General features: G+C 67.8%; 23 protein-coding genes and 2 pseudogenes. 10 read left to right on the top strand and 15 right to left on the bottom strand.

What is annotated here, in order from left to right; all coding sequences use genetic code 11:
* A pseudogene (locus NLI01S_RS25710) lies at positions 1–217 on the bottom strand (hypothetical protein); the annotation flags it as partial.
* Positions 218–315: 98 nt separating this feature from the next.
* Here NLI01S_RS25710 and NLI01S_RS12360 point away from each other — a divergent pair.
* Together NLI01S_RS12360 and NLI01S_RS12355 are read left to right on the top strand one after the other, a co-directional pair.
* A complete protein-coding gene (locus NLI01S_RS12360; protein WP_084392528.1) occupies positions 316–1,077 on the top strand; it encodes a Scr1 family TA system antitoxin-like transcriptional regulator in 762 nt (253 codons plus the stop codon).
* Positions 1,074–1,259 (top strand): DUF397 domain-containing protein, encoded by a 186-nt coding sequence (locus NLI01S_RS12355; RefSeq protein WP_067603829.1) that lies wholly within the window; start codon positions 1,074–1,076, stop codon positions 1,257–1,259. Before NLI01S_RS12360 ends, NLI01S_RS12355 begins: the two co-directional genes overlap by 4 nt.
* A gap of 188 nt (positions 1,260–1,447) precedes the next feature.
* Here NLI01S_RS12355 and NLI01S_RS26375 read toward each other — a convergent pair.
* Both NLI01S_RS26375 and NLI01S_RS12345 read right to left on the bottom strand, forming a co-directional pair.
* Positions 1,448–1,666 (bottom strand): annotated as a pseudogene (locus NLI01S_RS26375) (Uma2 family endonuclease); the annotation flags it as partial.
* A gap of 312 nt (positions 1,667–1,978) precedes the next feature.
* A complete protein-coding gene (locus tag NLI01S_RS12345; RefSeq protein WP_067603827.1) occupies positions 1,979–3,268 on the bottom strand; it encodes an ISL3 family transposase in 1,290 nt (429 codons plus the stop codon).
* A gap of 279 nt (positions 3,269–3,547) precedes the next feature.
* On the opposite strand from NLI01S_RS12345, the gene NLI01S_RS12340 reads away from it, so the two are divergent.
* Positions 3,548–5,053 (top strand): hypothetical protein, encoded by a 1,506-nt coding sequence (locus NLI01S_RS12340; RefSeq protein WP_067603825.1) that lies wholly within the window; start codon positions 3,548–3,550, stop codon positions 5,051–5,053.
* Between the two features lie 149 nt (positions 5,054–5,202).
* Here NLI01S_RS12340 and NLI01S_RS12335 read toward each other — a convergent pair whose 3' ends face one another.
* The 3 genes from NLI01S_RS12335 to NLI01S_RS12325 form a co-directional block, all read right to left on the bottom strand.
* Complete coding sequence (locus tag NLI01S_RS12335) at positions 5,203–7,803, bottom strand: ABC transporter permease (protein WP_067603823.1); 2,601 nt, start codon at positions 7,801–7,803, stop codon at positions 5,203–5,205.
* A gap of 6 nt (positions 7,804–7,809) precedes the next feature.
* Positions 7,810–8,568: an ABC transporter ATP-binding protein gene (locus NLI01S_RS12330; protein WP_067603849.1), complete on the bottom strand. Its 759-nt coding sequence runs from the start codon at positions 8,566–8,568 to the stop codon at positions 7,810–7,812.
* A 289-nt stretch (positions 8,569–8,857) separates the two neighbouring features.
* Positions 8,858–9,520, bottom strand: coding sequence for a TetR/AcrR family transcriptional regulator (locus NLI01S_RS12325; protein WP_067603821.1), 663 nt, complete (start codon positions 9,518–9,520; stop codon positions 8,858–8,860).
* Positions 9,521–9,732: 212 nt separating this feature from the next.
* Between NLI01S_RS12325 and NLI01S_RS12320 the strand changes: the two genes are divergently transcribed.
* On the top strand, positions 9,733–10,188 hold the full coding sequence (locus tag NLI01S_RS12320; RefSeq protein ID WP_223809214.1) for a DUF6653 family protein: 456 nt from the start codon (positions 9,733–9,735) through the stop codon (positions 10,186–10,188).
* Positions 10,189–10,209: 21 nt separating this feature from the next.
* Here NLI01S_RS12320 and NLI01S_RS12315 read toward each other — a convergent pair whose 3' ends face one another.
* A complete protein-coding gene (locus NLI01S_RS12315; RefSeq protein WP_190318446.1) occupies positions 10,210–10,836 on the bottom strand; it encodes a TetR/AcrR family transcriptional regulator in 627 nt (208 codons plus the stop codon).
* 62 nt (positions 10,837–10,898) lie between these two features.
* Between NLI01S_RS12315 and NLI01S_RS12310 the strand changes: the two genes are divergently transcribed.
* The gene (locus NLI01S_RS12310; RefSeq protein WP_190318445.1) at positions 10,899–12,308 is read left to right on the top strand and encodes an aldehyde dehydrogenase family protein; all 1,410 of its coding nucleotides are present in this window, start codon (positions 10,899–10,901) and stop codon (positions 12,306–12,308) included.
* Positions 12,309–12,409: 101 nt separating this feature from the next.
* On the opposite strand, the gene NLI01S_RS12305 is transcribed toward NLI01S_RS12310, so the two are convergent.
* The 3 genes from NLI01S_RS12305 to NLI01S_RS12295 form a co-directional block, all read right to left on the bottom strand.
* Entirely contained in the window at positions 12,410–13,132 is a 723-nt protein-coding gene (locus NLI01S_RS12305) for a polysaccharide deacetylase family protein (RefSeq protein WP_307601356.1), read from the bottom strand.
* Positions 13,133–13,327: 195 nt separating this feature from the next.
* Positions 13,328–14,953: a polysaccharide deacetylase family protein gene (locus NLI01S_RS12300; protein ID WP_067603815.1), complete on the bottom strand. Its 1,626-nt coding sequence runs from the start codon at positions 14,951–14,953 to the stop codon at positions 13,328–13,330.
* A 150-nt stretch (positions 14,954–15,103) separates the two neighbouring features.
* A complete protein-coding gene (locus NLI01S_RS12295; RefSeq protein ID WP_067603813.1) occupies positions 15,104–16,174 on the bottom strand; it encodes a pyroglutamyl peptidase in 1,071 nt (356 codons plus the stop codon).
* Positions 16,175–16,349: 175 nt separating this feature from the next.
* Between NLI01S_RS12295 and amaB the strand changes: the two genes are divergently transcribed.
* The 3 genes from amaB to NLI01S_RS12280 all read left to right on the top strand — a co-directional run bounded on the left by amaB (position 16,350) and on the right by NLI01S_RS12280 (position 19,001).
* Entirely contained in the window at positions 16,350–17,897 is a 1,548-nt protein-coding gene (amaB, locus tag NLI01S_RS12290; protein ID WP_067603811.1) for an L-piperidine-6-carboxylate dehydrogenase, read from the top strand.
* A gap of 166 nt (positions 17,898–18,063) precedes the next feature.
* A complete protein-coding gene (locus NLI01S_RS12285) occupies positions 18,064–18,561 on the top strand; it encodes a MarR family winged helix-turn-helix transcriptional regulator (protein ID WP_067603809.1) in 498 nt (165 codons plus the stop codon).
* Positions 18,562–18,575: 14 nt separating this feature from the next.
* Positions 18,576–19,001: an organic hydroperoxide resistance protein gene (locus tag NLI01S_RS12280; protein WP_067603807.1), complete on the top strand. Its 426-nt coding sequence runs from the start codon at positions 18,576–18,578 to the stop codon at positions 18,999–19,001.
* Positions 19,002–19,278: 277 nt separating this feature from the next.
* On the opposite strand, the gene NLI01S_RS12275 is transcribed toward NLI01S_RS12280, so the two are convergent.
* A complete protein-coding gene (locus NLI01S_RS12275) occupies positions 19,279–19,875 on the bottom strand; it encodes a helix-turn-helix domain-containing protein (protein ID WP_067603805.1) in 597 nt (198 codons plus the stop codon).
* Between the two features lie 81 nt (positions 19,876–19,956).
* On the opposite strand from NLI01S_RS12275, the gene NLI01S_RS12270 reads away from it, so the two are divergent.
* Both NLI01S_RS12270 and NLI01S_RS12265 read left to right on the top strand, forming a co-directional pair.
* The gene (locus NLI01S_RS12270; RefSeq protein WP_223809213.1) at positions 19,957–20,961 is read left to right on the top strand and encodes an NAD(P)/FAD-dependent oxidoreductase; all 1,005 of its coding nucleotides are present in this window, start codon (positions 19,957–19,959) and stop codon (positions 20,959–20,961) included.
* The gene (locus NLI01S_RS12265; protein ID WP_223809212.1) at positions 20,958–21,632 is read left to right on the top strand and encodes a class I SAM-dependent methyltransferase; all 675 of its coding nucleotides are present in this window, start codon (positions 20,958–20,960) and stop codon (positions 21,630–21,632) included. Before NLI01S_RS12270 ends, NLI01S_RS12265 begins: the two co-directional genes overlap by 4 nt.
* 54 nt (positions 21,633–21,686) lie before the next feature.
* Here NLI01S_RS12265 and NLI01S_RS12260 read toward each other — a convergent pair whose 3' ends face one another.
* From NLI01S_RS12260 to NLI01S_RS12250, 4 genes are all read right to left on the bottom strand, one after another.
* Positions 21,687–22,130 (bottom strand): DUF6292 family protein, encoded by a 444-nt coding sequence (locus tag NLI01S_RS12260; RefSeq protein WP_067603801.1) that lies wholly within the window; start codon positions 22,128–22,130, stop codon positions 21,687–21,689.
* 2 nt (positions 22,131–22,132) lie between these two features.
* Positions 22,133–22,462, bottom strand: a complete 330-nt coding sequence (locus NLI01S_RS12255; protein ID WP_067603799.1) for a hypothetical protein — start codon at positions 22,460–22,462, stop codon at positions 22,133–22,135.
* A gap of 110 nt (positions 22,463–22,572) precedes the next feature.
* Positions 22,573–22,842, bottom strand: a complete 270-nt coding sequence (locus NLI01S_RS25240) for a helix-turn-helix domain-containing protein (RefSeq protein WP_084392524.1) — start codon at positions 22,840–22,842, stop codon at positions 22,573–22,575.
* Between the two features lie 283 nt (positions 22,843–23,125).
* Entirely contained in the window at positions 23,126–23,389 is a 264-nt protein-coding gene (locus NLI01S_RS12250) for a hypothetical protein (protein WP_067603797.1), read from the bottom strand.
* Between the last annotated feature and the right edge of the window lie 115 nt (positions 23,390–23,504).

Genomic DNA, 23,504 nt, shown 5'->3' with positions numbered 1-23,504 from the left:
CCGCCAAGCGGACGGCGGAGCCGGGACGTTCGGGAAGGTGTCGCACCCAGCCGTCATCGGTGAGGTGGACGGTGACCCGGCGGTAGCCGAACTCCACGGTCACCGATCCGTCGTCGGGATTCTCCCAGGGTGCGAGCCCGCGTCGCCGCAAGGCGGAGAGCAGCGCACACAGCGCGATTTCTTCTGAGTCTGTTACGGGGTCTTTACGAGGAGTCATGGTCCGATGGTGTGCACTCCAAGAGGCATCTCACAGGGTTTCGATCAAACTTGGGATTTGCTGTGCGAGGTTGGAGTCTTGAGGGTAAAAATGAAGACGTGGCCCCCAATGATTTCGCCGAAGCCCTCGCTCGATTGCGTGAAGTCGCAGGTCTCACCCAGTTGCAGTTGGCCAAGAGATCTCAGACGGCGCACTCATCCGTGAACCGTTGGGAAAAGGGTGGCTCCCTCCCAAAACGGGACAACGTTGAAGCCTTGGATGAAGCCCTACAAGCAGACGGGACACTGCTGGCGGCTTGGCGTGCCGTGACCACGGGCAACGGATTGCCTGAGTGGGCCAGGAACCTTGACGCCATAGAGAGAGCGGCAAGACAGGTGACGATCGTGGCTCCCGCGCTCGTGCCCGGCCTGCTTCAGTGCTCCGAGGTGGCTCGGGGGGTGTTCCGGGCGGCGCATCCGCTCGCCACCTCGGACGACCTCGACCGATTGGTCGCGCTGCGTACCGGCAGGTTGAAGGAACTCCCCGAACTGGAAGTGACCGCTGTCTTTCCGGTGACGGCCGTCTCCGCTCTCACCGAGCCGCTCCGTCGGGCCCAGGCGCTTCATCTCATTGAGTGGGTCGAAACCGGGCGTGTGGGCGTCCATCTCGTACCAGAGGGGACAACGCTGCTGGCGCCTTCCGCTCCACTGATGCTGTTCCGTCTCGCTTCGGGGGAACTGGCGGTCGTGAGCGATCACGCTGACGGTAACGTGATCCACGAAGACGGTTCGCATGACAGGCTGTCCAGTCAGGCCACCGCAGCGCTGGCAGCGTCTTTGCCACTCACATTCTCACTCGAAGTACTGAGGACGCTCACATGAACACCACCTCCGAATGGCACAAGTCCAGCTACAGCGCTAATGGTGGAAACTGTGTCGAGCTGCGCGAGGGTGTTGACGGAGCGGACGTGCGTGACACCCAGAACCGCGAGGCCGGGCACCTGACCTTTGCCCGCGATGAATGGGTGGCATTGCTGTCCGGGGTGCGCTCCGACTTGCGCTGACTCATAAACCACAACGGCCCTTCGCTCCGGCGAGGGGCCGTTTCCGTGTTGGAGGTCCTCAATCCATTCCTGGATCCGGTGCTGTCTTCGTGGAGCCTCGCCTATCGCTGGTGGCCGGCCCGTGAGGAGTTGTCGAAGTGCCTCACTTAGCCGTCTCGCCGCAGGCCCCCGCAACGGCCCTTCGGTGATCAGCGGGCGAAACGCTTGAGAGACTCGGTGTCCAGGGCGACCCCGAGGCCCGGAATGGGGACGGCCTCGCCATGGAAATGGGTGCTGCGTTCCAGGTACTGACCGTGGGCGGGGCGGCTGTGGACTACGACGGTGTTGGTGTCGCGATCCACCAGCAGGTAGACGCCGATGCCTGTCGCCGCGTAAGCGGCCGGCTTCTCGACACGGTTCCGGTCGTGGGCCTGCCCTTCAGGGCAGGCGTATGCGAGGGGTCCCGCAGAACCTACCCGGGCCGATCGCCGGGCTCTGTGGAATGGCCTCGCCGAGCGTGTTACGCGAAGGGTCGAAGGTGGCCTTGAAGCGGGTCGGGGCTTTCCAAGGCCCATCTTGGAAAGGGGTTTGGGTAGGAATCCCAGCTCTCACTGCGGTCAATAAGCTGGCATATCGATCCAAATCGAACCAATCGGGAAATGCCGACATTGTGAACCGGTGGGGCCAAACTCCACTCTCGGGCAAGTGTGGATTTGAGGCTCTCCTGACTGTTCCGTGGGTCAGCTTCGGCCGGGCAGGTCGGGACGGTAACCACCGAGATTGAGCATGGCCAGAGCGATCAGAGGCTCGGGACCATGGAACCCGAACGCGACACGCGTCAGGAGCCGGATCTTGGTATTGACCGACTCCACCAATCCATTGGACAGCCCTTCCTCCAACGACGCATGGATCGCCCCGAGATGGCGACGGATCTTGCGCCCCAAAGCCACGAAGACATCCAACCGACTCCGACTCGCCCAGGCCAGCCACCGATCCAGCGCCCTCTTGCCTTCCTCACCCTTGACCCTGAAGACGAAACGCAGACCTTCCTTGAGTAGATAGGCCCGATACAGGTGAGGGCTGCTCGCCTCGATCCACGCAAGCTTGGTCCGCTGGTTCTCGGTCAGGTCCTCGGGGTTCTTCCACAGCGCGTAACGCGAGCGCTGGATCTTCCTGGCCTCGCCCTGGGAGAGGTTGTAGCGCAACCCCACATGACTGCCGGCTGCTTTCATCCCGCCCGGCTTACGGCGGGCCTGGTTCCACACCTGGCGACGGACCTCGTCCAGACACTGGGTAGCCCAGGCAACGATGTGGAAGGGGTCGGCGCAGACCACCGCTTGCGGGGCACGCACGGCAACGGTCTTACTGATCCAGCTGGCCGTGTCGGCCGAGACATGGGTGAGCTGGGCGCTACGCTCAGCGCCCAGCTCGTCGAAGAACGCGCTCAACGTGGCACGGTCCCGGCCGGGCCGGGCCCACACCAACCTGCCGGTGTCGTGATCGACGACCACGGTCAGGTACTTGTGTCCCTTGCGGTAGCTGACCTCGTCGATACCGATGCGGGTGAGCTGGGCCAACCGGTCCACACGCGCGTCGATATCGGCGCAGACCCGGGTGATGATGCCGCCCACGGTGCGCCAGGCGATGCGCATCAGCTGGGTGATGGCGCTCTTGGAGCACTGGGTGGCCAGCCAGGCCACCTGCTGATCGAAGGCATGGGTGTGTCCGGCGCTGTGGCGGGCCCAGGGCACCTGGCGCACGGTGGGGCCATGGGTGGGGCAGGCCACGCGTGGGGCGTCGGCTTCCAGAAAGACCTGGGTGGTTCCCAGGTCCAGGGCCCGCCACCGTCGACGGCCCTGGCCACGGTCGTACCAGGGCGCGCGGTGCGCGCACACTCCACAGCGTCCCTTGGTGGGTCGTCGTGGCCGGATATGAGCGACCACGGCGGTGGTGTCCTCGTTGAACTCGACGCTCTCGATGACGATGTTGTTCACGCCCAGCAGGGCACGCCATAGGGTGGTCTCACGCACGCCGTTTCTCCGCTTTGTGGTTCGGTTCTAGACAAGCCAGAACCTAAGCGGGAGACGGCGTGCGCTTGTTCAGGCGCGCTTGGCCACCCACACATCAGTCACAAGAGCCGGATTTGAGAGAAAGACCCACGAACTCGGTTTAGTTCGGCTAGCTTGAATGTCGACAAGAAAAAACCCGACCGGGTGCAATCAACACCAGGTCGGGTTTTGGTCGACGCCTGCGCAAACAGGTGTGTCGGCCGTGCCACCTACCTGTACGCACCAGGAAGGCGACTCGCCGTGAACTCTACCGCCTCGGCCCCCGCCACCACAGCCCAATCGCCGAATCCGCCCGGTCTTTCTCCGGCCCGCAAGCGTCGCAAGGGTGAGTTCGAGGGCATCGGCTTCATCCTCTCCCTGTGGGTTCAGCGGCTGTACCGCAAGGGGCGGCTGCCCACGGCCCGCTCGTTCCTGTTCCTGGTGGCCCTGGCCGAACTGGTGGACGTCGACGGCCGCTGGAGCTTCTGTTACCTGGAGAACCTGCCCGAACGCTGCAATGGGTTCCTCAGCGTCAGCAGCATCAAGCGGGCCATCGAGGACCTGATTGAGGCGGGTCTGATCCGCAAGTTGAGCCGTTCGGAGACGCTGGACTTCTTCGCCGCCGACATCGCCCGTGGCCGTTCCATCTACCGGCTGCCGTGCGTGCTGGAGGTCCTGGTCCCGGCCGAGGTCTACCCCGAGCCGGTTTTGGCCGAGATCAACGCCTGCCGGGAGAGCCTGGGGGAGGAGCCGCTCACCCCGCACAATCGTCCCCCTTTGAAGCGGATACCGAAGGCCGGGACCCGAGCTCAGAATGGGCTGGGCCCCAGCTCAGATCGAGCTACAGACTCTTTTGATGGCGACTGTTCGGGGAATGGGGTGGGTGGTTCCGTCCGTGGCAGCGAAACCACAGAGGAAGAAAATCGGCAAAGGCGGCAAAAGTCGGAAAACGGACCGCACGGAATCATCGATCGCATTCATGATCGGTTCCTGTCCGATCCGCAAGCCGACCGACAACAGCTCGGCGAAGCGGTGGACCACCTCCTGAGTCAAGGCCTGAGCGTGGGGCAGACGCGAGCCCTACTTTCGGGGCTCGACGGGGTGCGGCGGCCCTTCCCGGCCCTGATGATCCGAATGCGCAGTCTGCAAGCCGCCCACGCGTTCCTGGCCGGAACCCTGGGCAGGGGCATGGACGCTTCGGGGCCCTCGTGGGCGGGACCGCCCACGATTTGGCCGACCACCGGCGAGCCCGAACCCTTCGCCCTACCCGAACGGTTCCTGCTGGACAGCCAGGGCAAGGCCGACCAGACCTGCCCGGTGCACCAGAGCACCCGTAACGAACCCGGTGGCACCTGTGCGATCTGTGGCCGGCGGTGTCGGTCGGTGCCGAACGAACTCATGCACGATCCTCTGCCGGAAACGACCGCTCCATCCGAGGACCGGAGGTCCGCTCCCATCGCACTGAAAGCGGTACCGGAACTCCCCGCCGTCCCCGAGGAAGGGCTGGATCCGGCACTTCGAGCGCTCATCGCCGCCTCCTTGGAGAGGGCGGGCGGATCGGCTCCGCCGCCGCCCTCGGTACCCGACGCCGGCCCATGGAAGACCCTGGGCTCGGGCATCTCGCCCACGAGCCGGACCGTCCTCGACGGACTGCGCACGGAACTCGGCAAGGGGCGCGCCGAGGGCCTGGTCCCGCCACCACGAACGGCCCTGGATCTGACGACTGCGCGGGCGATGTGGGTTGTTCCGGAGTCGTCCGGGACATGATTGGTCCTCCACGATGACACCCGATGTAATCTACGAGGTAAAGGTGCCGGGTCGGTGGCGTCGCACGATCGTCCCCGGACATGCGAAGACCGGGGTGGCCACCTGGACGGTGGGGCCACCCCGGTCGGGTCACACGCTCCCGGTTCGGATCACTGCGAGGCGAGCGCCCCGGTGATGGAGGTACGCGCCGCCCGGCGAGCGGGCAGCAGGGAGGCGACCAAACCGGCCACGATCGCGATGGCCAAGAACGTGGCCACCTGACCGATGGGGAACCCGAAGACGATGTTGGGCAGGGTCGCGGAGATGGCAGCCCAACCGAATACCACGCCGAGCAGGACACCGATGCCGGCACCGATCAGGCACAGCAGCACCGCCTCGACCCCCAACATGCGGCGCATTTGTGCCTTGTTCAAGCCCAGGGCCCGCAGGATCGCGGACTCGCGGGTGCGCTCCAGCACCGACAGCGCCATGGTGTTGGAGATACCGAACACCGCGATGATGATGGCCAGACCGAGCATCGCCGCGATCGCGTAGAAGGCGATGTCCAACATGTCCTCGAACTGCTGGCGCATCTCGCCCATGGACATGACGTTCAGAGTCGGGTGGTCGTCCACCGCGGAGTAGACGGCCTCGCGCAGCTCCGAGGACGAAGCGGAGTCACTGCCCCGGACCATGACGCTGGAGTCACCCGTGATCTCGGGAACCACCTGCTCGTAGTCGGCCGGGTCCAGGTTGACGCCGTAGAACATCCCGGTGCCCGCGACCACGGCCGCGATCTCGAACTCGTGTTCGGGATCGCCCAGGGAGATGGTGTCGCCGGCTTCGAGGGACTCCGCGCGCCCCTCGGTGATCAGCACGCTGCCCGGGCCGAAGTCGGTGAGGTCGCCCTTGACCACGTCGACCTCGACCTCCTCGCCCACGGTGGCGCCCACGTAGGTCGATACCGGGACGGTTCCGTCGTCGTTGGCGATCCTGTCGTCACCGCTGTCCACGGAGTCGGAGCGCTGAGCGAAGACCTGATCGATCTCCGAGCGCGACGACAAGTCCGATCGCACCGACTCGGGGATGGTGCTCAGGTCGGTGCCGCCGACCTCCTCGGGGGTCTCCTCCGTGCCTTCCCCTTCGGCGTCCGGGCTCTCCAGGTCCAGCATCGGCGAGAGCTGGTAGTCCACGGGGTACTTACCGTCCAACTCCTGGGCGATGCTCTCCTGCATGGTCGCGTTGATCACCGAGTATCCGGTGATCAGGGTGGCGCCCACGGTCAGGGCGATCATGGCGGTGGCGGCGCGGCGCGGGCTGCGGGTGGAGTTGTCCACCGCCAGCCTGCTCGGCACACCGACGTGACGCAGCGGGACACCGATCAGACCCACGATGGCGCGCACCAGCAGGGGGCCGAGCACGACCACGCCCAGGAAGGCGACGATGGCGCCGACGGCCACGATCCACATCGCCGAGCTGTCGGGGTCGCCCTGCAGCCCCAGCACCACGATCCCGCCGGAGACCAGGAACAACAGGATCCCCATGACCGCGCGCAGCTTGCCGGTGCCCTTCTCCATGCCGGCCGCGGTGGCGCTGGTGCTCAGCGCGGCCAACGGGGGTACTCGGGTGGCGCGCATGGCCGGGACCATCGCGGAGAACACGGTGATGGTCACGCCCACGGTCAGACCGATGATCACGGCGGTCGGGCTGATCACGGTGGCGACGTCCATGTCCTCACCCATGAGTGGGCCGACGAAGCGGAACCCCACCATCCCGAGGCCGACTCCGGCCAGTACGCCCAAGGTCGAGGCCACCAGGCCGACCACGAAGGACTCGGTCAGCATGGAACGGAAGACCTGGCCGCGCTTGGCTCCTACGCAGCGCAGCAGGGCCATCTCTCGCTGGCGCTGGGCGACGAGGATCGCGAAGGTGTTGTAGATGACGATGCCCGCGACGAAGACGGCGATGAGCGCGAACAGCATCAGGCCGGTGCGGATCATATCGGCGCTCGCGCCGGCCTGAGCGGCCATCTCATCACCGAACTCGGTGGAGGTCTTCACGTCGGCGCCCTCGCCGAGCACCCCGGCCACGGCGGTAGCGAGGTCCTCTTCGGAGGTCCCGTCGGCGGCCAGGGCGTCGATCTCGTGGTAGCCCTCGGCGCCGGTCACCGACGCGAAGGCCTCGGGGGTCAGGATGAAGGCCCCACGGTAGCTCAGCTCGGAGCCCACCTCCACGTCGAGCAGGCCGGTGACGGTGAACTCCTGCTCCTGCTGCTCGGCGTCGAGCACGGTGACCGAATCGCCCACCTCGAAACCGGTCTGGTCACTGATGGTGGTGGCCAGAACCATCTCGTCGTAGCTGTCGGGAAGTTCCCCCTCGGTGATCTCGTAGCGGGTCACCTCTTCCACGGCCATGGCCTCGGGAGGAACATGACTGAAGGCGCGTCCCTCGGAGTCCAGAAGCAGGCCGGGGCCTTGCCGAACCCCGTCGGCATCGGCGACCTCGGGCAGGTCCCGGATCTGGTCGAGCTGTTCTTGGGTGAAGGGCTCCGGGTCCTCCCAGGTCCCGTCCTGGGGCTCCGGGATCTCGGGGGTGGCGATGGTGTCAACGCTGGAAGCCGAGCCCATCACGGACTTCTCGTAGCTGGCCTTGAGGGTGTCGGCGAAGACCATGGTGCCGGAGATGAACATGACTCCGAGCAGGATGGCCAGGGTGGTGGTGACGTAGCGGGCCTTGTGCAGTCGAAGGCCGGCCAGGGTGGTGCGCAACATGGTGGCTCAGGCCTCCAGCTTCAGCAGGCGCTCGGAGACCAGCTCGGCGGTGGGGTCGCTGACCTCGTCCACCAGACGCCCATCGCGCAGGAACACGACACGGTCGGCGTAGGAGGCGGCGACGGGGTCATGGGTGACCATGACGATGGTCTGGTTCAGATCACGAGCCGAATCGCGCAGGAAGGCGAGGATCTCGGCGCCGGAGCGGGAGTCGAGGTTACCGGTGGGCTCGTCGGCGTAGACCACCTCGGGGGCGTTGAGCAGGGCCCGGGCCACGGCCACGCGCTGTTGCTGACCACCGGAGAGCTTGGTGGGCAGGTGCCCGAGGCGATCGCGCAGCCCCACCACGTCGACGATGTGGTCGAAACGGGCGGGGTCGACCTTGCGCTTGGCGATCTGCGAGGGCAACAGGATGTTCTGCTCGGCGGTCAGCATCGGCAGCAGGTTGAAGGACTGGAAGATGAACCCGATCCGGTCCCGACGCAGCAGGGTGAGGTCGCCGTCTCGCATGCCGGTGATCTGGGTACGACCCAGGTGCACGCTGCCTGAGGTGGGCACGTCCAGTCCGGCCAGACAGTGCATGAGGGTGGATTTACCGGACCCGGAGGGGCCCATGATCGCGGTGAAGGCACCGCGGTGGAAGTCGACGTCGACGCCGGCCAGGGCGTGGACCTGGGTGCCGCCGGTGTCGTAGGTCTTGGTCAGGGCCCGGGCCACCACGACCGGAGGGGCCTGGATGGGGGACTGGGATCGTGCTGACGGCATGCTCACGGCGGGTGACTCCTGGATGGGGCGGTGACTGGTCGGCGCCGGTCGGGAGATGCCTCGACCGGGCGTGTCCACCACGCTAGGTCCGTGAGGGCGCCCGACACCTCCGCCCACGGGTCGAATCGGGGGGCGGCCAAAGGCATGGTGCCGGGCGGGTTCGCGACGCCTAAGTGGGGGAGCACCCCCTACTTTCGTCGGGGGTTCCACCGAGGATGCGTGCCGGCATGGGTGTGCACGGGAGCGAGGAGCCGGTTACCTCAGGTTCTTCGATTGTGAATCTACGTCGTCAAGGTGCCGGTTCGAATGTATGCGAATCTTCGACCGCAACGTGCCGTCGAGTCAGTCCGGCCAGGAGTTCGGCGAACCGTTCGAGGTTGGCGTGGGTGGCCGCGTCGTCACGGTGGGCGAGCCACGACCACGCCACACCGTCGAGGTGGGTGGTCACGAGTTCGGCGATCGCGCGTTCCTCGCACAGGTACTCCAGGCCGGCTTCGTCCCTCAGGCGCGTGATGTACTCGGTGGCCCTGTGGAGGGAGGCCCGGTGCTGCCACGCGGGTAGTTCCTGGAGTTCGGGGTCGCGGAGCACGAAGCTTCCGAGGTCGTACAGGACCAACTGTGCGTCGGGGTCGGATTCGATTTGGGCCCAGTAGGCGAGCAGCAGTTCGCGGATGTTCTCTCGTGGACTCGCCGCAGGGGAGATCTTCGGCCAGGTGTCGTCCAGGTCGATCTCCATGTCGCCGGCGAGCAGGGCCGCGTAGAGCTCTCTTTTGGAACGGAAGCAGTAGTGGAAGGCCCCGTGCGGCATGCCTGCCTCCGCGCAGATGGCGCGGGTGCTCGTGCCGGCGATCCCCTCCCGTTTCATCACGTTCAGCGAAGCGGTGAGTAGTCGCCGACGGCGTTCCTCCGCGCTGAGTCGCCGGTGGGGTTTGTGCTTCTCCTGCTCACTCATGGGTCGAGAATATCAGTTGGCCACGTGACTTGGTCAAGTGGCCAAGTCGCGTGGGTCCGGTTGGTCGCTCCGATGGGCGGCGCACGGGAGGGGATGGTGCTCGACGGGGCTCGCGGCTCGGTCGTGCTCGTGCGGGGGCGGTGCCCTCGAACGTGGAACCACATCCGCTTCGGGGGTAGCGTCCGGGGTTCGCGACAAGGAGCGGAGCACACATGACCAAGACTTCCCCGGGTGGCGGGTTCGCTCGGATCAGGCGGGCGGTGTTCGTCCGCCACTCGAATCCGTGGAGCGCATGGAGCAGGTGGGCCACCATTCCGCTGGTCCTGCTCCCCGTTTGGACGCGTGGTCGAAGGCAGGCCGTCGCGGTGGCCGTCTGGTTCGTTCTCAACCCGGTGATGTTTCCTCGACCCGCCCATGAGCGGGCGTGGTCGACGCGGGCGATGCTCGGTGAGGAGCGGTGGATGCTGGAGCGGCCCAGGGACGCGGCCCTGGCCGTCAACGTCGCGGCCACGGCCGCCGCCGTGGTCGCGTTGATCGGGGCGAGGTACCGTCGCCCGTTGCCCACTGCGGTGGCCTGTGCGGCGCAGATGGCGCTCACGCTCGTGTACTGGGAGCAGATGGCCCGCTACCACGATCGTTGCCTGGAACGGGGAGAGCCCGCGCGGTGACGACCTCGAAGAGTCCTCGACTCAGGGGCGGTGGCCCAGGGCGCGCAGGAGATAGGGCAGCAGGCGGTCGGCTATGTCGTCGCCGTGGTCGCGGCCGCCGTCGTCCGGTAGGAGGAAGGTGTGGCTGACCATGGGGCCGATGACCATCTCGGCCACGACCAGGGGATCCTCCACCGGCGGGATCTCCTCGCGCAGCACACCGCGCTCCAACAGGGACAGGACCCGTCCCTGTAGGGGCAGGACGAACGCGTCGAACAGGACGTCGGCCAGGGCCCGGTTGTGGGCGGCCTCGCCCAGGATGGCGCGCAACAGCAGCCCGGAGGGGCCCTGGAGCGCGGCGGCCTTGTCGTGCAGCAGGGCGCCGAGGTCGCCGGGCAGGGTGCCGGTGTCGTGGTCGGGCCCCAGGTTCTCGGCCCAGGCCTGTGCGGCCCCCACGACCAGGTCCTGTTTGGAACTCCAGCGCCGGTAGAGGGTGGCGGTGGAGACACCGGCGCGTCGTGCGACGGCGGCGGTGGTCAGTCCGCTGTAGCCGTTGAGGCGGAGTTCGGTGAGGGTGGCGTCCATCAGCGCGCGGTCCCGGCCGGCGTCGCGGGGTCTTCCTCGTGGGGCGGCCGGTGCGGTCGTGCCGGGCGGATGGTCCGTCGTCATGGGATGAATCCTAGCGGCCGACACCTGGTGAAAACGAAACGTTTTCGTTTAGTATCCGTGGCATGGTTAACACCGACTCCTCCCAACCCCTGACATTGGCCACCGAGATCCCGCCCGTGGTCGCGCGTCTTCGGTCCACCTTCGACAACGGCCGGACAAAGCCGATCTCCTGGCGAAGGGCCCAGCTGCGGGCGTTGCGCCGGATGCTCACCGAGGAACGTCCCGCCTGGGACAAGGCCTTGAAGGACGACTTGGGCAAGCCCTCCCTGGAAGCCCACATCACCGAGATCGGGTACGTGGTCAACGAGATCGACCACATGCTGAAGAACCTGGCATCGTGGCTGCGGCCCAAGCGGGTGGGGGTGCCGATGGCACTGGCACCGGCCAAGGCGCGATGGGTGCGCGAGCCGTTGGGCACGGTGCTGATCATCAGCCCGTGGAACTACCCGCTGAACCTGGCGTTGGCGCCGTTGGCCGGCGCCATCGCGGCGGGTAACAGCGCGGTGATCAAACCCAGCGAGCTGGCCCCGGCCATCTCCAGCGCGCTGGCCGAGTTGGTGCCGCGCTACCTGGACACCGAGGCCGTGGCCGTGGTCGAGGGCGGGGTGCCCGAGAGCACCGCCCTGCTGGAGGAGCGGTTCGACCACATCTTCTACACCGGCAACGCGGCGGTGGCACGGATCGTGATGGCGGCCGCGGTCAAGCACCTGACACCGGTGACGTTGGAGCTCGGCGGCAAGAGCCCGGCGGTGGTGGAGCCGGGCGTGGACCTGACCACCACGGCTCGGCGCCTGGTCTGGGGCAAGTTCACCAACGCGGGACAGACCTGTGTGGCCCCGGACTACGTGTTGGCCATCGGCGACACCGCTCGGGGGCTCCAGCGTGAGTTGGCGAGGGCGATCACCGAGATGTTCGGGTCCGACCCCAAGACGAGCCCCGACTACGGGCGCATCGTCAACGAGCGGCACTTCGACCGGCTCAGCGCGTTGTTGGAGAGCGGCGAGGTCGTCGCCGGTGGGCGCACCGATCGTGGGTCGCTGTACATGGAACCCACGGTGTTGGGTGGAGTGGACCCCGACAGCCCGGTGATGGCCGAGGAGATCTTCGGTCCGATCCTGCCGGTGATCACGGTCCCGGACCTGGACGCGGCGATCCGGTTCGTCAATGAGCGGGACAAGCCCTTGGCGCTGTACGGGTTCACCGACTCAGAGGCCACCAAGCGACGGTTGACCACCGAAACGTCCTCGGGCGGGCTCGCGTTCGGGCTGCCGATCGCGCACCTGGCGGTGCCGGACCTGCCCTTCGGTGGCGTGGGCGAGAGCGGGATGGGCGCCTACCACGCGGAGACCTCCATCGACACGTTCTCACACGTCAAGTCGGTGTTGGACAAGTCGTTGGCGCTGGACACGATGAAGCCGGCCTACGCCCCGATCACGGCGTTCAAGGAGAAGCTGATGCGTCGGATGGTGTGAGGCGCCGCTCTCGCAAAGGGCGGCCGGGCGGTCCGAACGCCAGGGGGATCCCCGCGTGCTCGGACCGCCGTGCGTTACCCCGACCGTTCGGCCCCGCTCGGTCAGTCCAGGGAACGGGCGTCGGAGTAGGCGGTGCCGGCCTCGACCTCGGAGCCCATCATCTCGTCGACGGTCACGAACTCGTAGCCGTCCTCGGTGAGGGTCTCCAACACGTCGGGGATGGCCTCGACGGTGGTCTCGTGGATGTCGTGGAAGAGCAGGACGCTGCCCTCGTCGGTCTCCTCGGCGGCGATGTCCACGGTGGTCTCGGGGTCGCGGTGCTGCCAATCCAGGGTGTCGACGTCCCACAGGAGCATGGGCTTGTCGATGGTCTCGCGGGCGGTGTCGCTGAGGGAACCGTAGGGCGGACGCATGGTGGTGGGCATCCGACCGGTGACGTCCTTGATGGCCATGTCGGTGCGCTGGAGGTCGTCCTTGATCTCGCTCGCCGACAGGGTGGCCAGGTCGGCGTGGTCCCAGGTGTGGTTGCCGACCTGGTGCTCCTCCTCGACCATGCGCTCGACCTCCTCGGGGTGGGAGGCGAGCTTGGAGCCCAGGACGTAGAAGGTGGCCTTGGCGTCGTTCTCGTGGAGGACGTCGAGGAGTTCGTCGGTGTGCTCACCGGGGCCGTCGTCGAAGGTCAGGGCCACGCACTTGACGTCGGCGCAGTCGGGTCGGGTGCGTTCGGTGTCCGCGACCGCGGGAAGGGTGGTCAGGGTCAAGAGCCCGGTCGTGGCCAATACCCCGCCAGTGGCGGCCTTACGCATCAAAGAGGTAACGTTCACGCGTCGAAATGTATGTGAAGTTTCGCGTGGGGGCAAAGGTAAGCCCAGCTCAGAGCATCGAAGTGAGCAAGGACTCCCCGCCCCGCCGGGGAAATGGGACGAAGATCCCGCCGTGTCCCCAGAGGCGCGGGATCCGGACGGCGCACGAAGAAGGGGCCGGGGCGTGGTCCACGCCCCGGCCCCTTCGACCCCCGGTCAATTCAGTCGGGCGTCGGTGACGACCTCGCCCGCCTCCATACCGTCCAACCCGAACAGGTCCTTGACCGTCACGAAGTGGTAGCCCTCCTCGTGCAGGCCCGCCAGGACCTTCGGGATGGCGTCCACGCTGGACTTGTGGATGTCGTGGAAGAGCACCACGCTGCCCGCCCGGGTCTCGGCCAGGGCGTGCTCGGACACGGCCTTGGTGTCGCGGCTCTGCCAGTCCAGGGTGTCCACGTCCCACAGGATGAGCGGATGGCCGGTGGCGCTGCGCACGGTGGCGTTGAGTGAGCCATAGGGCGGGCGCATGGTCACCGGTGCCTCACCGGTGATCTCCTCGATGGCGTCGTCGGTGCGCTGTAGGTCCTTTCGGATGGCGTCGTCGGACATGGTGGCCAGATCGTCGTGCTTCCAGGTGTGGTTGGCGACCTCGTGCCCCTCGGCGGCGGTGCGCTCGACCACGTCGGGGAACTCGCCCACCAATGAGCCCAGGACGTAGAAGGTGGCCTTGGCCTGGTAGTCGTCCAGGCTGTCCAGTAGCGCCTCGGTGTGCTCACCGGGGCCGTCGTCGAAGGTCAGGGCCACACATTTGGCCTGGGCACAGTCCAAGGTGGTGCCTTCGGTGGTGGCCTCGGGCCCCAGATCCAGGCTCTCGGCCGAGGCGTTGCCGTGGACGGCGGCGTCACGGGCCTGGTAGCCCAGTTCGGACAGTGTCTCCTCGGCCATCTCGGGTTCGATGGGAACCAAGGCCTCGTCGTCGTTGTCGGACCCGGGCACCTGGTCGGGGTCCATGCGTACGGCCAGGCCGCCGGCGGTGCTGAAGGCCAGGTCGGCCAGTGGCGAGTCGGCCCAGGCATCGGCCACTTCTTGGGCCTGTTCGGGGTCGGTGAGGTCGGCCTCTCCCGGAGGCAGGGCCGCACGTTCGTCCCCGTCGGAATCGTCGGAGCCGTCGTCCTCGGAGTCCTTGGAATCGTTGGAGGAGTCGGCCGGGGCCGGCTGCTTCTTGGTGTCGCGTCCCTCTTCCTCTTGGGTCTGCTCTTCGGCGGCCAGGGACTCGGCGTAGGCGGCGACCTCGCCGAGCGGGTCGGGCAGTTCCTCGTCGGTCAGTTCGTATTCGTCCCGCAGGACATCGACCAGGTTCACGTGTGCCTGGGCCAGGGCCTGTTCGTCACGGAACAGGGAGGTCCAGGGCAGCACCTGCTCGCCATGGGCGTCGTACCACAGCGTGGAGGACCGGGGGCCCTGAGCGGTGGAGTCGACGACGTTGAGGCGTAGGCCGATGACGTCGGCGGAAGCGGCCAACAGTTCGGTGTCCTGGGTCAGTTCGGGGGAGCCCCCCTCGGGTGCCTCTTCCAGGAAGGCGGTCTGGCGTTCGGCCATGGTGGTGCGCACCTGGATCGAAAGCGGGTGCGACTCACCCAGGACCGGATACCGGTAGCTCACCGTGTTGTGGTCGGTTTCCACGGACACGGTGCGCGTGTGCAGGTCCGGTAGGTCGGCGGAGATGAATCCGATGGCTTCGGCGTAGGGCTCGGTCGTGTCCGCCGCCTGGCAGCCGGGGAGTAGAAGCAGCCCCAGGGCGCTACAGACGGTGACTTTTCGTTGCAGTGAGGTGGCAATCACGGGTGGACCATATCGAAGGAGAGGGTCCCCGAGTGGGACGCAGAGCAACCTTACTGTTTCAAAGAGTAATAAATCGCCCCATCGCGGGTGGAATGCGAAGTTCGGTGGCCCGACACGCGACCGGGCGTGTCGGGCCACCGGCGGTACGCCCTACTCCGCCACCGCCGCGGCCACGAGCAGGCGCAGCTGTTCCACCATCGGCACGTGCTCCTCCGGTCGTGTGGTCAGCGGCAGGTGCACGTGGCCCGAGCGCGCACCGGCGCCGGTCCGATCACGCAACACGGTGTTGCGGTAGGCGATCTCGTTGGACAGGTAGTCCCCGCCACCTCCGGCCCGGGCCCGAGAGCCCTCGCTCGGGCCCCGGGGGCTCCTCACCTCTTGGTCCTCGTGGGCCGGTACCTCGACGACCTCGGTGTTGGCCACCACGGTGAAGGGACCGGAGGCCGCCTCCACCATGCGCTCCACCGGCAGGGACGAACGCGTCCACTGGGGACCCGGGCCATCGGGCAGCGGGATCTCTCCGCTGCGACCCACACCGACGTTGTCCGGGCCGCCCCCACGCCAGGCGCCGTTGAACACCTCCAGGTCGAAGCGGCCGGGGCGACCACGGCTCAGGGTCAGCGCGGCGTCGACGACACCGTGCCGGGTGGCCAGGGCGTCCTCCACCAGGCCGTGGGCGAAGTCGTCCCAACGCACCGGGAACAGCGCCGAGCGCACCACCGCGGTGCGCTCTCCCACGGGGAAGGTCCAGCCGTGCAGGGCCAGGGCGGCGGCACCGGAGGGGTTGGAACACTCCAGGTCCTCCTCCAACCCGAAGGGGTCGAAGCCGGTCACGACCACGCGCACCCACCGGTCTCCCGGTGGGAACTCCAGGTCGGTGATACCGCGGGAGGCGCGTTCCCACAGGCGCAGGAGTGCGGCGTGCTCGTTCGGGTCGAGCTCGAAGGTCGGGTTCCATGCGCGCAGACGCGCCGAGAGGGTGAGCCTGGCCCAGTACAGGGGGCGGTCGTCCACGGGGCCGTTGGCGGAGGTGCGGGTGGCCTCGGTCCACAGGCGGGAGGCGTGGGAGGTGACCACCTCCCGAGCCTGTTCGTAGGTGGTGGAGTCGCGCAGGTCGGCGTTGAAGAGAGGATCGGCGGCGTCGAATCCGGACCGGGCCAGCGACCTTCGGGGGAAGGGCAGGTGGGCACGGTCCTCTTCGAGGGTGGTGGCAGGGTGCACGGGGTGGTCTGTCTGAGTCGGGGACGGGCCCGCCGAGTCTAACGTTCACCGGTGACGAAAAAACCGTGAAGGCCCGTGGGGTGGGGCGAGAGTGACGATGGGTCTGGTTTGTGGGGCGTGGAGTTGGCAAGGTGTGAGGTGTCCGTCGTCCCTCTCAACGGAGAGAGCAAAACTGATGACCAACGGTTCTCTACCCGACACGCAGGTCCTCGCCGAACGCGCGCGGACCGCTTTGGAACGGTGCGGTGTGACCCATCTGCCCGAGCCGGTCGGGGCGAGCGGGCGTGCCCGCACACCGATCACCGGGCAGGATCTGTTCGACGTGGAGTTCGATACCCGCGAAAGCGCCGAACGGGCCGTGACCGAGGCCGCCGAGACCTTCACCTCCACCTGGCGTGAGACCCCCGCGCCCGAACGCGGAAAACTGGTGCACCGTCTGGGCGAGTTGCTGCGCGAACACAAGGAGGACCTGGCCGAGCTGGTGACCATCGAGGCGGGCAAGATCCGCTCCGAGGCGCTGGGCGAGGTGCAGGAGATGATCGACATCTGCGACTTCGCGGTGGGGTTGTCGCGCCAGTTGTACGGGCGGACCATGCCCTCGGAGCGTCCCGGACACCGGCTGATGGAGACCTGGCACCCCTTGGGGGTGGTCGGGGTGATCACCGCCTTCAACTTCCCGGTGGCGGTGTGGTCGTGGAACACCTGTGTGGCCCTGGTGTGTGGTGACACGGTGGTGTGGAAGCCCTCGGAGACGACTCCGCTGACGGGGTCGGCCTGCCACGGGTTGTTGATGCGCGCGGCCGCGGACGTGGGCGCCCCGGCGGGGGTGCACCGGGTGGTGTTGGGCGGAGCCGAGGTGGGTTCGGTACTGGTGGAGGATGCCCGGGTGGCGTTGGTGTCGGCGACCGGCTCCACGGCGATGGGTCGTGCGGTGGCACCGAAGGTGGCGGCTCGGATGGGCCGGTACCTGCTGGAACTGGGTGGTAACAATGCCGCGGTGGTGGCGCCCTCGGCCGACCTGGACCTGGTGGTGCGCGGCAGTGTGTTCTCCGCCGCGGGTACGGCCGGTCAAAGGTGTACGACGCTGCGCCGGTTGATCGTGCACGAGGACGTGGTGGAGGCGGTGTGCGAGCGGGTGGTGGACGCCTACGCCCAGCTGCGTGATCGGATCGGTGACCCGTATCAGGATTCGACCCTGGTGGGGCCGTTGGTGGGTGAGCACGGCCACAAGGCGATGGTCTCGGCGTTGGAGCGGGCCCGGGGCGATGGTGGGCGGGTGTTGGTGGGTGGTGGACGCCGGCTGGAGGAGGAGGCCGGTGACGCCTTCTATGTGGAGCCTGCCGTGGTGCGTATGCCGGCCCAGACCGAGGTGGTGCGGGAGGAGACCTTCGCGCCGATCCTGTACGTGATGTCCTACCGCACCTTCGAGGAGGCGGTGGAGTTGCACAACGGGGTGCCGCAAGGGTTGAGCTCGGCGATCTTCACCCAGGACCAGGCCGAGGCCGAGCGTTTCCTGTCGGCGGCCGGATCGGACTGCGGGATCGTCAACGTCAACATCGGTACCTCGGGGGCCGAGATCGGTGGGGCCTTCGGTGGGGAGAAGGACACCGGCGGGGGACGAGAGTCGGGTTCGGACTCGTGGAAGGCGTACATGAGGCGGGCCACCAACACCGTCAACTACGGCGGTGAGCTGCCCTTGGCCCAGGGTGTGGAGTTCTTGTGAGGTGATCGGCGGGGCCCGTCCCCGAGGGGCGCGGGCCCGGTCGGGTCGCTCGTTCTCGGCCGGGCGACGACACCGACCAAAATAGACGTGCCCAATAGTGTTGCGCACAATCGAATTCTGTTAGCGTGGCCGAAGAACACCGAGACGCGCACCGTGGGGAGGGAACATGGCGGGCACCGAGGAGGGGGACCCCCTCGCTCTGGACAACCAGCTGTGCTTCGCCCTCTACACCGCATCCCGGGCCCTGACCGGGCTCTACCGGGAGATCCTGACCGACCTGGAACTGACCTACCCGCAGTACCTGGTGATGCTGGTGCTGTGGGAACGGGGAACGTTGCCGGTCAAGGAACTGGGGCTGGCGTTGAGCCTGGACACCGGTACGCTCTCGCCCCTGCTGCGCAGGATGGAGAGGGCGGGGCTGCTCACCCGCAGACGCGGACCCGAGGACGAGCGCATCGTCCACGTGGCCCTCACCGATGAGGGCGAGCGCCTACGAGAGCGCGCCGAGGGGATTCCTCCCCGTGTCCTGTGCGCCACGGACCTGCCCGAGGGCAAGGTCGAGGACCTGCGTGCGCTGCTCGAGCACGTCACCCGTTCGGTGACCGCCCGGGCGGGACACCGAACCACACCGCGAACGGGGCCGGGCGAGCGGCTCGACCCCTGAGGAAGGGACAAGTCATGGCTTTCCAGAAGATGTACACCGCCAAGGCCACCGTCACCGGCGAAGGCCGCAAGGGCTCGGGCAAGACCGACGACGGCCGCCTGTCGGTGGACCTGTCGGTGCCCAAGGGCATGGGCGGCGACGACGGCCCGGGCACCAACCCCGAGCAGCTCTTCGCGATCGGTTACGCGGCCTGCTTCCACGGTGCCCTGAAGAAGGTCGCCGGTCAGAGCAAGGCCGACGTGTCCGGATCCAGCATCGACTCCCAGGTCACCCTGGGCAAGGACGAGGGTCTGGACCTGGTGGTCGACCTGACCGTGACCCTGCCGAACCTGTCGCAGGAGGAGGCCGACAAGCTGGTCGAGGACGCTCACCAGGTGTGCCCCTACTCGCGCGCCACGCGCGGCAACATCGAGGTCAACCTGACCGCGAAGACCGCCTGAGCGTAGCCGCTCGACCGCGGGGCCGTACCCACCATCGGTGGGTGCGGCCCCGCTCGTGCGTATCGGGTTCCAGGCGTGGCCGTACCGCCGGGGAAGGCACAGGCCGGCACGGCCGCGCCACCGGCCAGGACGGGCCCGCTCGGGAGGGGGCTCGCCCGGCAGCAGGGCGGCCCGTGTGATGGCCATGACCGGTCGGGCGGGTCGGACCTGACCGACGCGGGCGGTCTCGTCGAGGGCGCCCGTCTGCTGGACCGGATGCCGCCCCTGGGGCGGGTCTTCAGACGGTCCGGTCACCCTGCTTGGGACGGGCACGCAGGTGGGCCTTCTCCCCCTGGGCACCGAAGAGGCTGAGGAACTCCACGGTCTGTTCGTCGGCGGCGCCGAACCAGTGGGGGACCCGGGTGTCGAATTCGGCCGCCTCACCGGCGCCCAGGACGAGATCGTGCTCACCCAGGAGCACGCGCAGGCGTCCGTTGAGGACGTAGAGCCACTCGTAGCCCTCGTGGGCCTGGGGGTCGGGTTCCTGGCGTCCGGGGCCCGCGGACAGGACGATCTTGTAGGCCTGGATGCCGCCGGGGCGACGGGTCAGGGGGATCATCGTCATCCCGCCACGGGTGGTGGGGCGCAGGTGCACGCGCGGGTCGCCGGTGGGTGGCGCGTCGACGAGTTCGTCGAGGGTGACCCCATAGGCGCGTGCCAGGGGCAGGAGGAGTTCGAGGGTGGGTCTGCGCTCGCCGGTCTCCAACCGTGACAGGGTGCTGACCGAGATGGCGGTGGTGGTGGCCAGGTCGGACAGGGTGATGTCGCGTTGGGTGCGCAGGGTGCGCAGGCGTGGCCCGACGGAGTTCAGGGCCTGGTCGAGGTCGTGGTCCATCCCCACATTTTGCCATAGCGGCAACAGGACTTGTCGTATTTCGGGGGTGGGATGCATCGTGGTCCGTGGAGGTGGTCCACAGTGGACGATCAGGTCGAGGACTTCTACGAGGTGTTGGTGATCGGCGGCGGTGCGGCGGGGCTGAGCGGGGCGCTCACCCTGGCCAGGGCCCGACGGTCGGTGCTGGTGGTGGACGCGGGTGAGCCGCGCAACGCCCCGGCGGCCGGGGTGCACGGTCTGCTGGGTCTGGAGGGAACACCCCCGGGTGAACTGTTGGAGAGGGGTCGTGCCGAGGTCCGCTCCTACGGGGCCCACGTCACGCGGGGCCGGGTGCGTTCGGTCGAGGGTGAGGCGGGCGCGTTCGTGGCCTCGTTGGAGGACGGGCGCGCGGTGAGAGCGGCCCGGGTGCTGGTGGCCACCGGGCTGGTCGACGAACTGCCCGACATCCCCGGACTGGCCGAGCGCTGGGGCCGGGACGTGCTGCACTGCCCCTACTGCCACGGATGGGAGGTACGTGACGAACCCATCGGTGTGCTGGCCACCGGGCCGATGTCGGTGCACCAGGCGCTGATGTTCAGCCAGTGGAGCGCGGACGTGCTCTTCTTCGCGAACGGGACGACGGTGGAGGCCGAACAGGCCGAGCGGCTGGCCGTGCGCGGCATCAAGGTGATCGAGGGCCGGGTGGTCGGGGTGGAGACGGTCGCGGACGCCTTGGCGGGGGTACGTCTGACCGGGGGAGAACTGGTGGAGCGCGGAGTACTGGTCGTGGCCGGCCGGATGGTGGCCAGGGTGGACTTCCTGGCCCCACTGGGCCTGACTCCGGTGCCCCATCCCATGGGAGTGGGTGAGCACCTGGCGGTGGAGGCCATGGGCCGCAGCGCGGTGGAGGGGGTGTGGGTGGCGGGTAACGCCACCGACGTGTCCGCCCAGGTGGGGGCCGCCGGGGCGGCCGGAACCCTCGTCGCGGCGCAGATCAACGCCGACCTCGTCAACGCCGAGATCGACCGGGCCCTGGCCGCGCCGCGCGCCTTCTCGGCCGAGGCCGAGCGTGAGGTGGCCGCGCGTGCGGAGCAAGGGAAGTTGTGAGCAACGACGACGGGGGGACGCACGTGAGGGGCGAATTCGACCGGGAGTTCTGGGAGGAGCGCTACCGGGACGGCCACGGGCACGGCGAACATGGGCAGAACGGGCCGGGGGAGCCCAACCCGCAGCTGGTGGCCGCCGCCCGCGACCTGGCTCCGGGTCGGGTGTTGGAGGTCGGTGCGGGGCTGGGCGCCGACAGCCTGTGGCTGGCCCGGCACGGCTGGGAGGTCACCGCGGTGGATATCTCCGCCAACGCGTTGGATCGGGCCCGGGCATCGGTGGGGCGGGTCGACGCCGAGGCGGCCGCACGTATCCGGTGGGTGCGGGCCGACGCCACCGCACTCGAGCCGCACTTGAGCGGATTCGACCTGGTCACCAGCCACTACGCCCACCCCGAGGGCCCCTTCGCGAAGCTGGTGGAGCACCTGGCCGATCGGGTCGCGCCGGACGGGCGGCTGCTCATCGTGGGCCACGACCCCTCCGACGCCCACGGGCACGCCCCGCACGCCGGCCACGGACGCGCCCACGTGGCGCCCGAGGAGGTGACGGCGGTACTGGGAACCGACCGGTGGCGGGTGCTGGCGGCGGAGCCGCGCTCGCGCACGCGCCGTCGTGGTGACGGCACCGAGGTGACCATGACCGACGCGGTGGTGCTGGCCCACAGGGTCCGCTGAGGGGTGTGGGGTCCTCCTTCCCTCCCGTTTCGAAGGAGGACTCCCCCCAAGGGGTCACAGGTCCCGGTAGGCCGCCAGCCGGCGTTCGAAGACCACGTCCACCGGATGGGCGAACAGGCGGGAACGGTCCAGGACCATCACCAGCTGTCGGGTCCCCGGCCTCAACAGGGCGGTGACGGCGTGGGCGAAGGACTCCGGTTCCAGTAGGGGATCGGCGCCGAGGACCAAGGGACGACGGACGGACTGCTCCAGCCGGGCCCAGCCGCGCTGTTCGTCCCAGGTCAGCAGGACGTCGTCGTGGTCGGGTCCGTCCAGACGCACCAGCGCTCCGCGGGTGTCGTTTCGTTGCAGGTGGCTCTCGGGGAAGTGGACCCGCGGGGCGTGGTCGACCTCCTTGCGCAACCGTTCGGCGCACGCGTGCACGTAGGCGTGGTGGTTGAGCGGCCAAGGAGTGGTGTTGACGTCCACGTACAGCAGACGGGACGAGGATGGGGGCATGCTCACCTGTCGGACTCCTGTTCGGGAGTATCCCCGTCGGGGGCACGGGTGCCGGACAGGACGGTGAAGAGTACCGTGACGGCGTATCCGGAGTGGTGGCCGCGCAGGGTCACCACACGTTCGCGGCCCTGGGAGCGTTCGCGCCTGGCCTCGGTGGGCGCGTGCAGGCGGGCGCGCCAGCGGGAGACGACCCCATCGGGGCCGAACAGCGAAGAGGCCGGACCGCCGCCGTGCACGGCGGCGTAGTGGACAGTGGTCAACCCGTTGGTGTCGGTGACACACGTGGTCAGGGCCGGCCACAGCCCGGGGTCCCCCTCGATCAGGGCGGCCACGTCGCGAGCGCACGCGGTCAGTCTGCGAGGTCCGGAGACGCAGGGCTCGATCGGTCGGGTCGGTTCGCGTCCGGGAAGGGCCGGAATTTTTTCGGTTATGGGTAGTGTATTCACGGGGCACCACCTTTCAACGGTGTCTGTGATCCGTGCTCGTGGTCGATTCGGGATTCGCGTACGGCGTTGTCGACGTACTTGTTGAGTGATTCGCACGTGATTCTACGAATCCATTTCTTGGGTCCGATCTTCACCGACTCGAGTTCTTCGCTGTAGCAGAGGTCATAGACCACACGCTCTGATACATCGAGTATTTGGGCGGCTTTGCGGACACTGACCAGGAGCTTTTTCTGCTCGATGACGCGGAGTTCCCGCGGTGGGGTCATAACGTGAACCTAGCAATCGCAGTGAAGCGTGTACAGGGGCGGGTCTTGAGTGAACAGGGCCTGGTAATTCCAAAATGTCAGGGATCGGGACCAGGGTCCCTACGGTTCTTCCCTCCCGAAGACCTCTTCATACTCTGCGAGCCCTTGCACCCTTCGAGTAGGGGGTTGACACGACCGGAGTTTAAAATGGAGGAAGATTTTTTCGGTCGACGAACGCACGATGATGACGGCCGGGCGAGTATGACACGAGCGGGGGCGCACGTCCGAAGACGCTCGCCCCCGCTCACGGTGTGGTTCGGGCTGCCTTGCGCAGAGGAAGCAGCCGATCCAGCAGGTCCTCCAACGTCACCGGACCCACCAAGACGCCTTGCCGGTCGCGGACCGGGCACAGGTGGGAGCGGCCCTCGCGTCCGTGCGGTTCGCCCACGGGTTCACCGTGGTCGGTGATCACCGGGCGCGGATGCCCGCTCTCTCGACCCACCACGATGATCCGCCTCAGCACGGTGTCCAGGGTCGACAGCACCACCCACGGCACCGTCCAGGGCATCGGTCACGAGTACGTGGGTGTGCTCCAACGAGCGGACGGCCACGACCACACCTGGAAGGGGAGGGGCGTTTCCTCCCGGACCTGAAGGACCGGGTTCCCGGGCCCGACGAACAGA

This window comes from Nocardiopsis listeri NBRC 13360, assembly GCF_001570765.1.
In the GTDB taxonomy this organism is placed as follows: Bacteria; Actinomycetota; Actinomycetes; order Streptosporangiales; family Streptosporangiaceae; genus Nocardiopsis; species Nocardiopsis listeri.
Note: the sequence above shows the minus strand (reverse complement) of the source record. Positions and strands in the feature narration are given on the sequence as shown.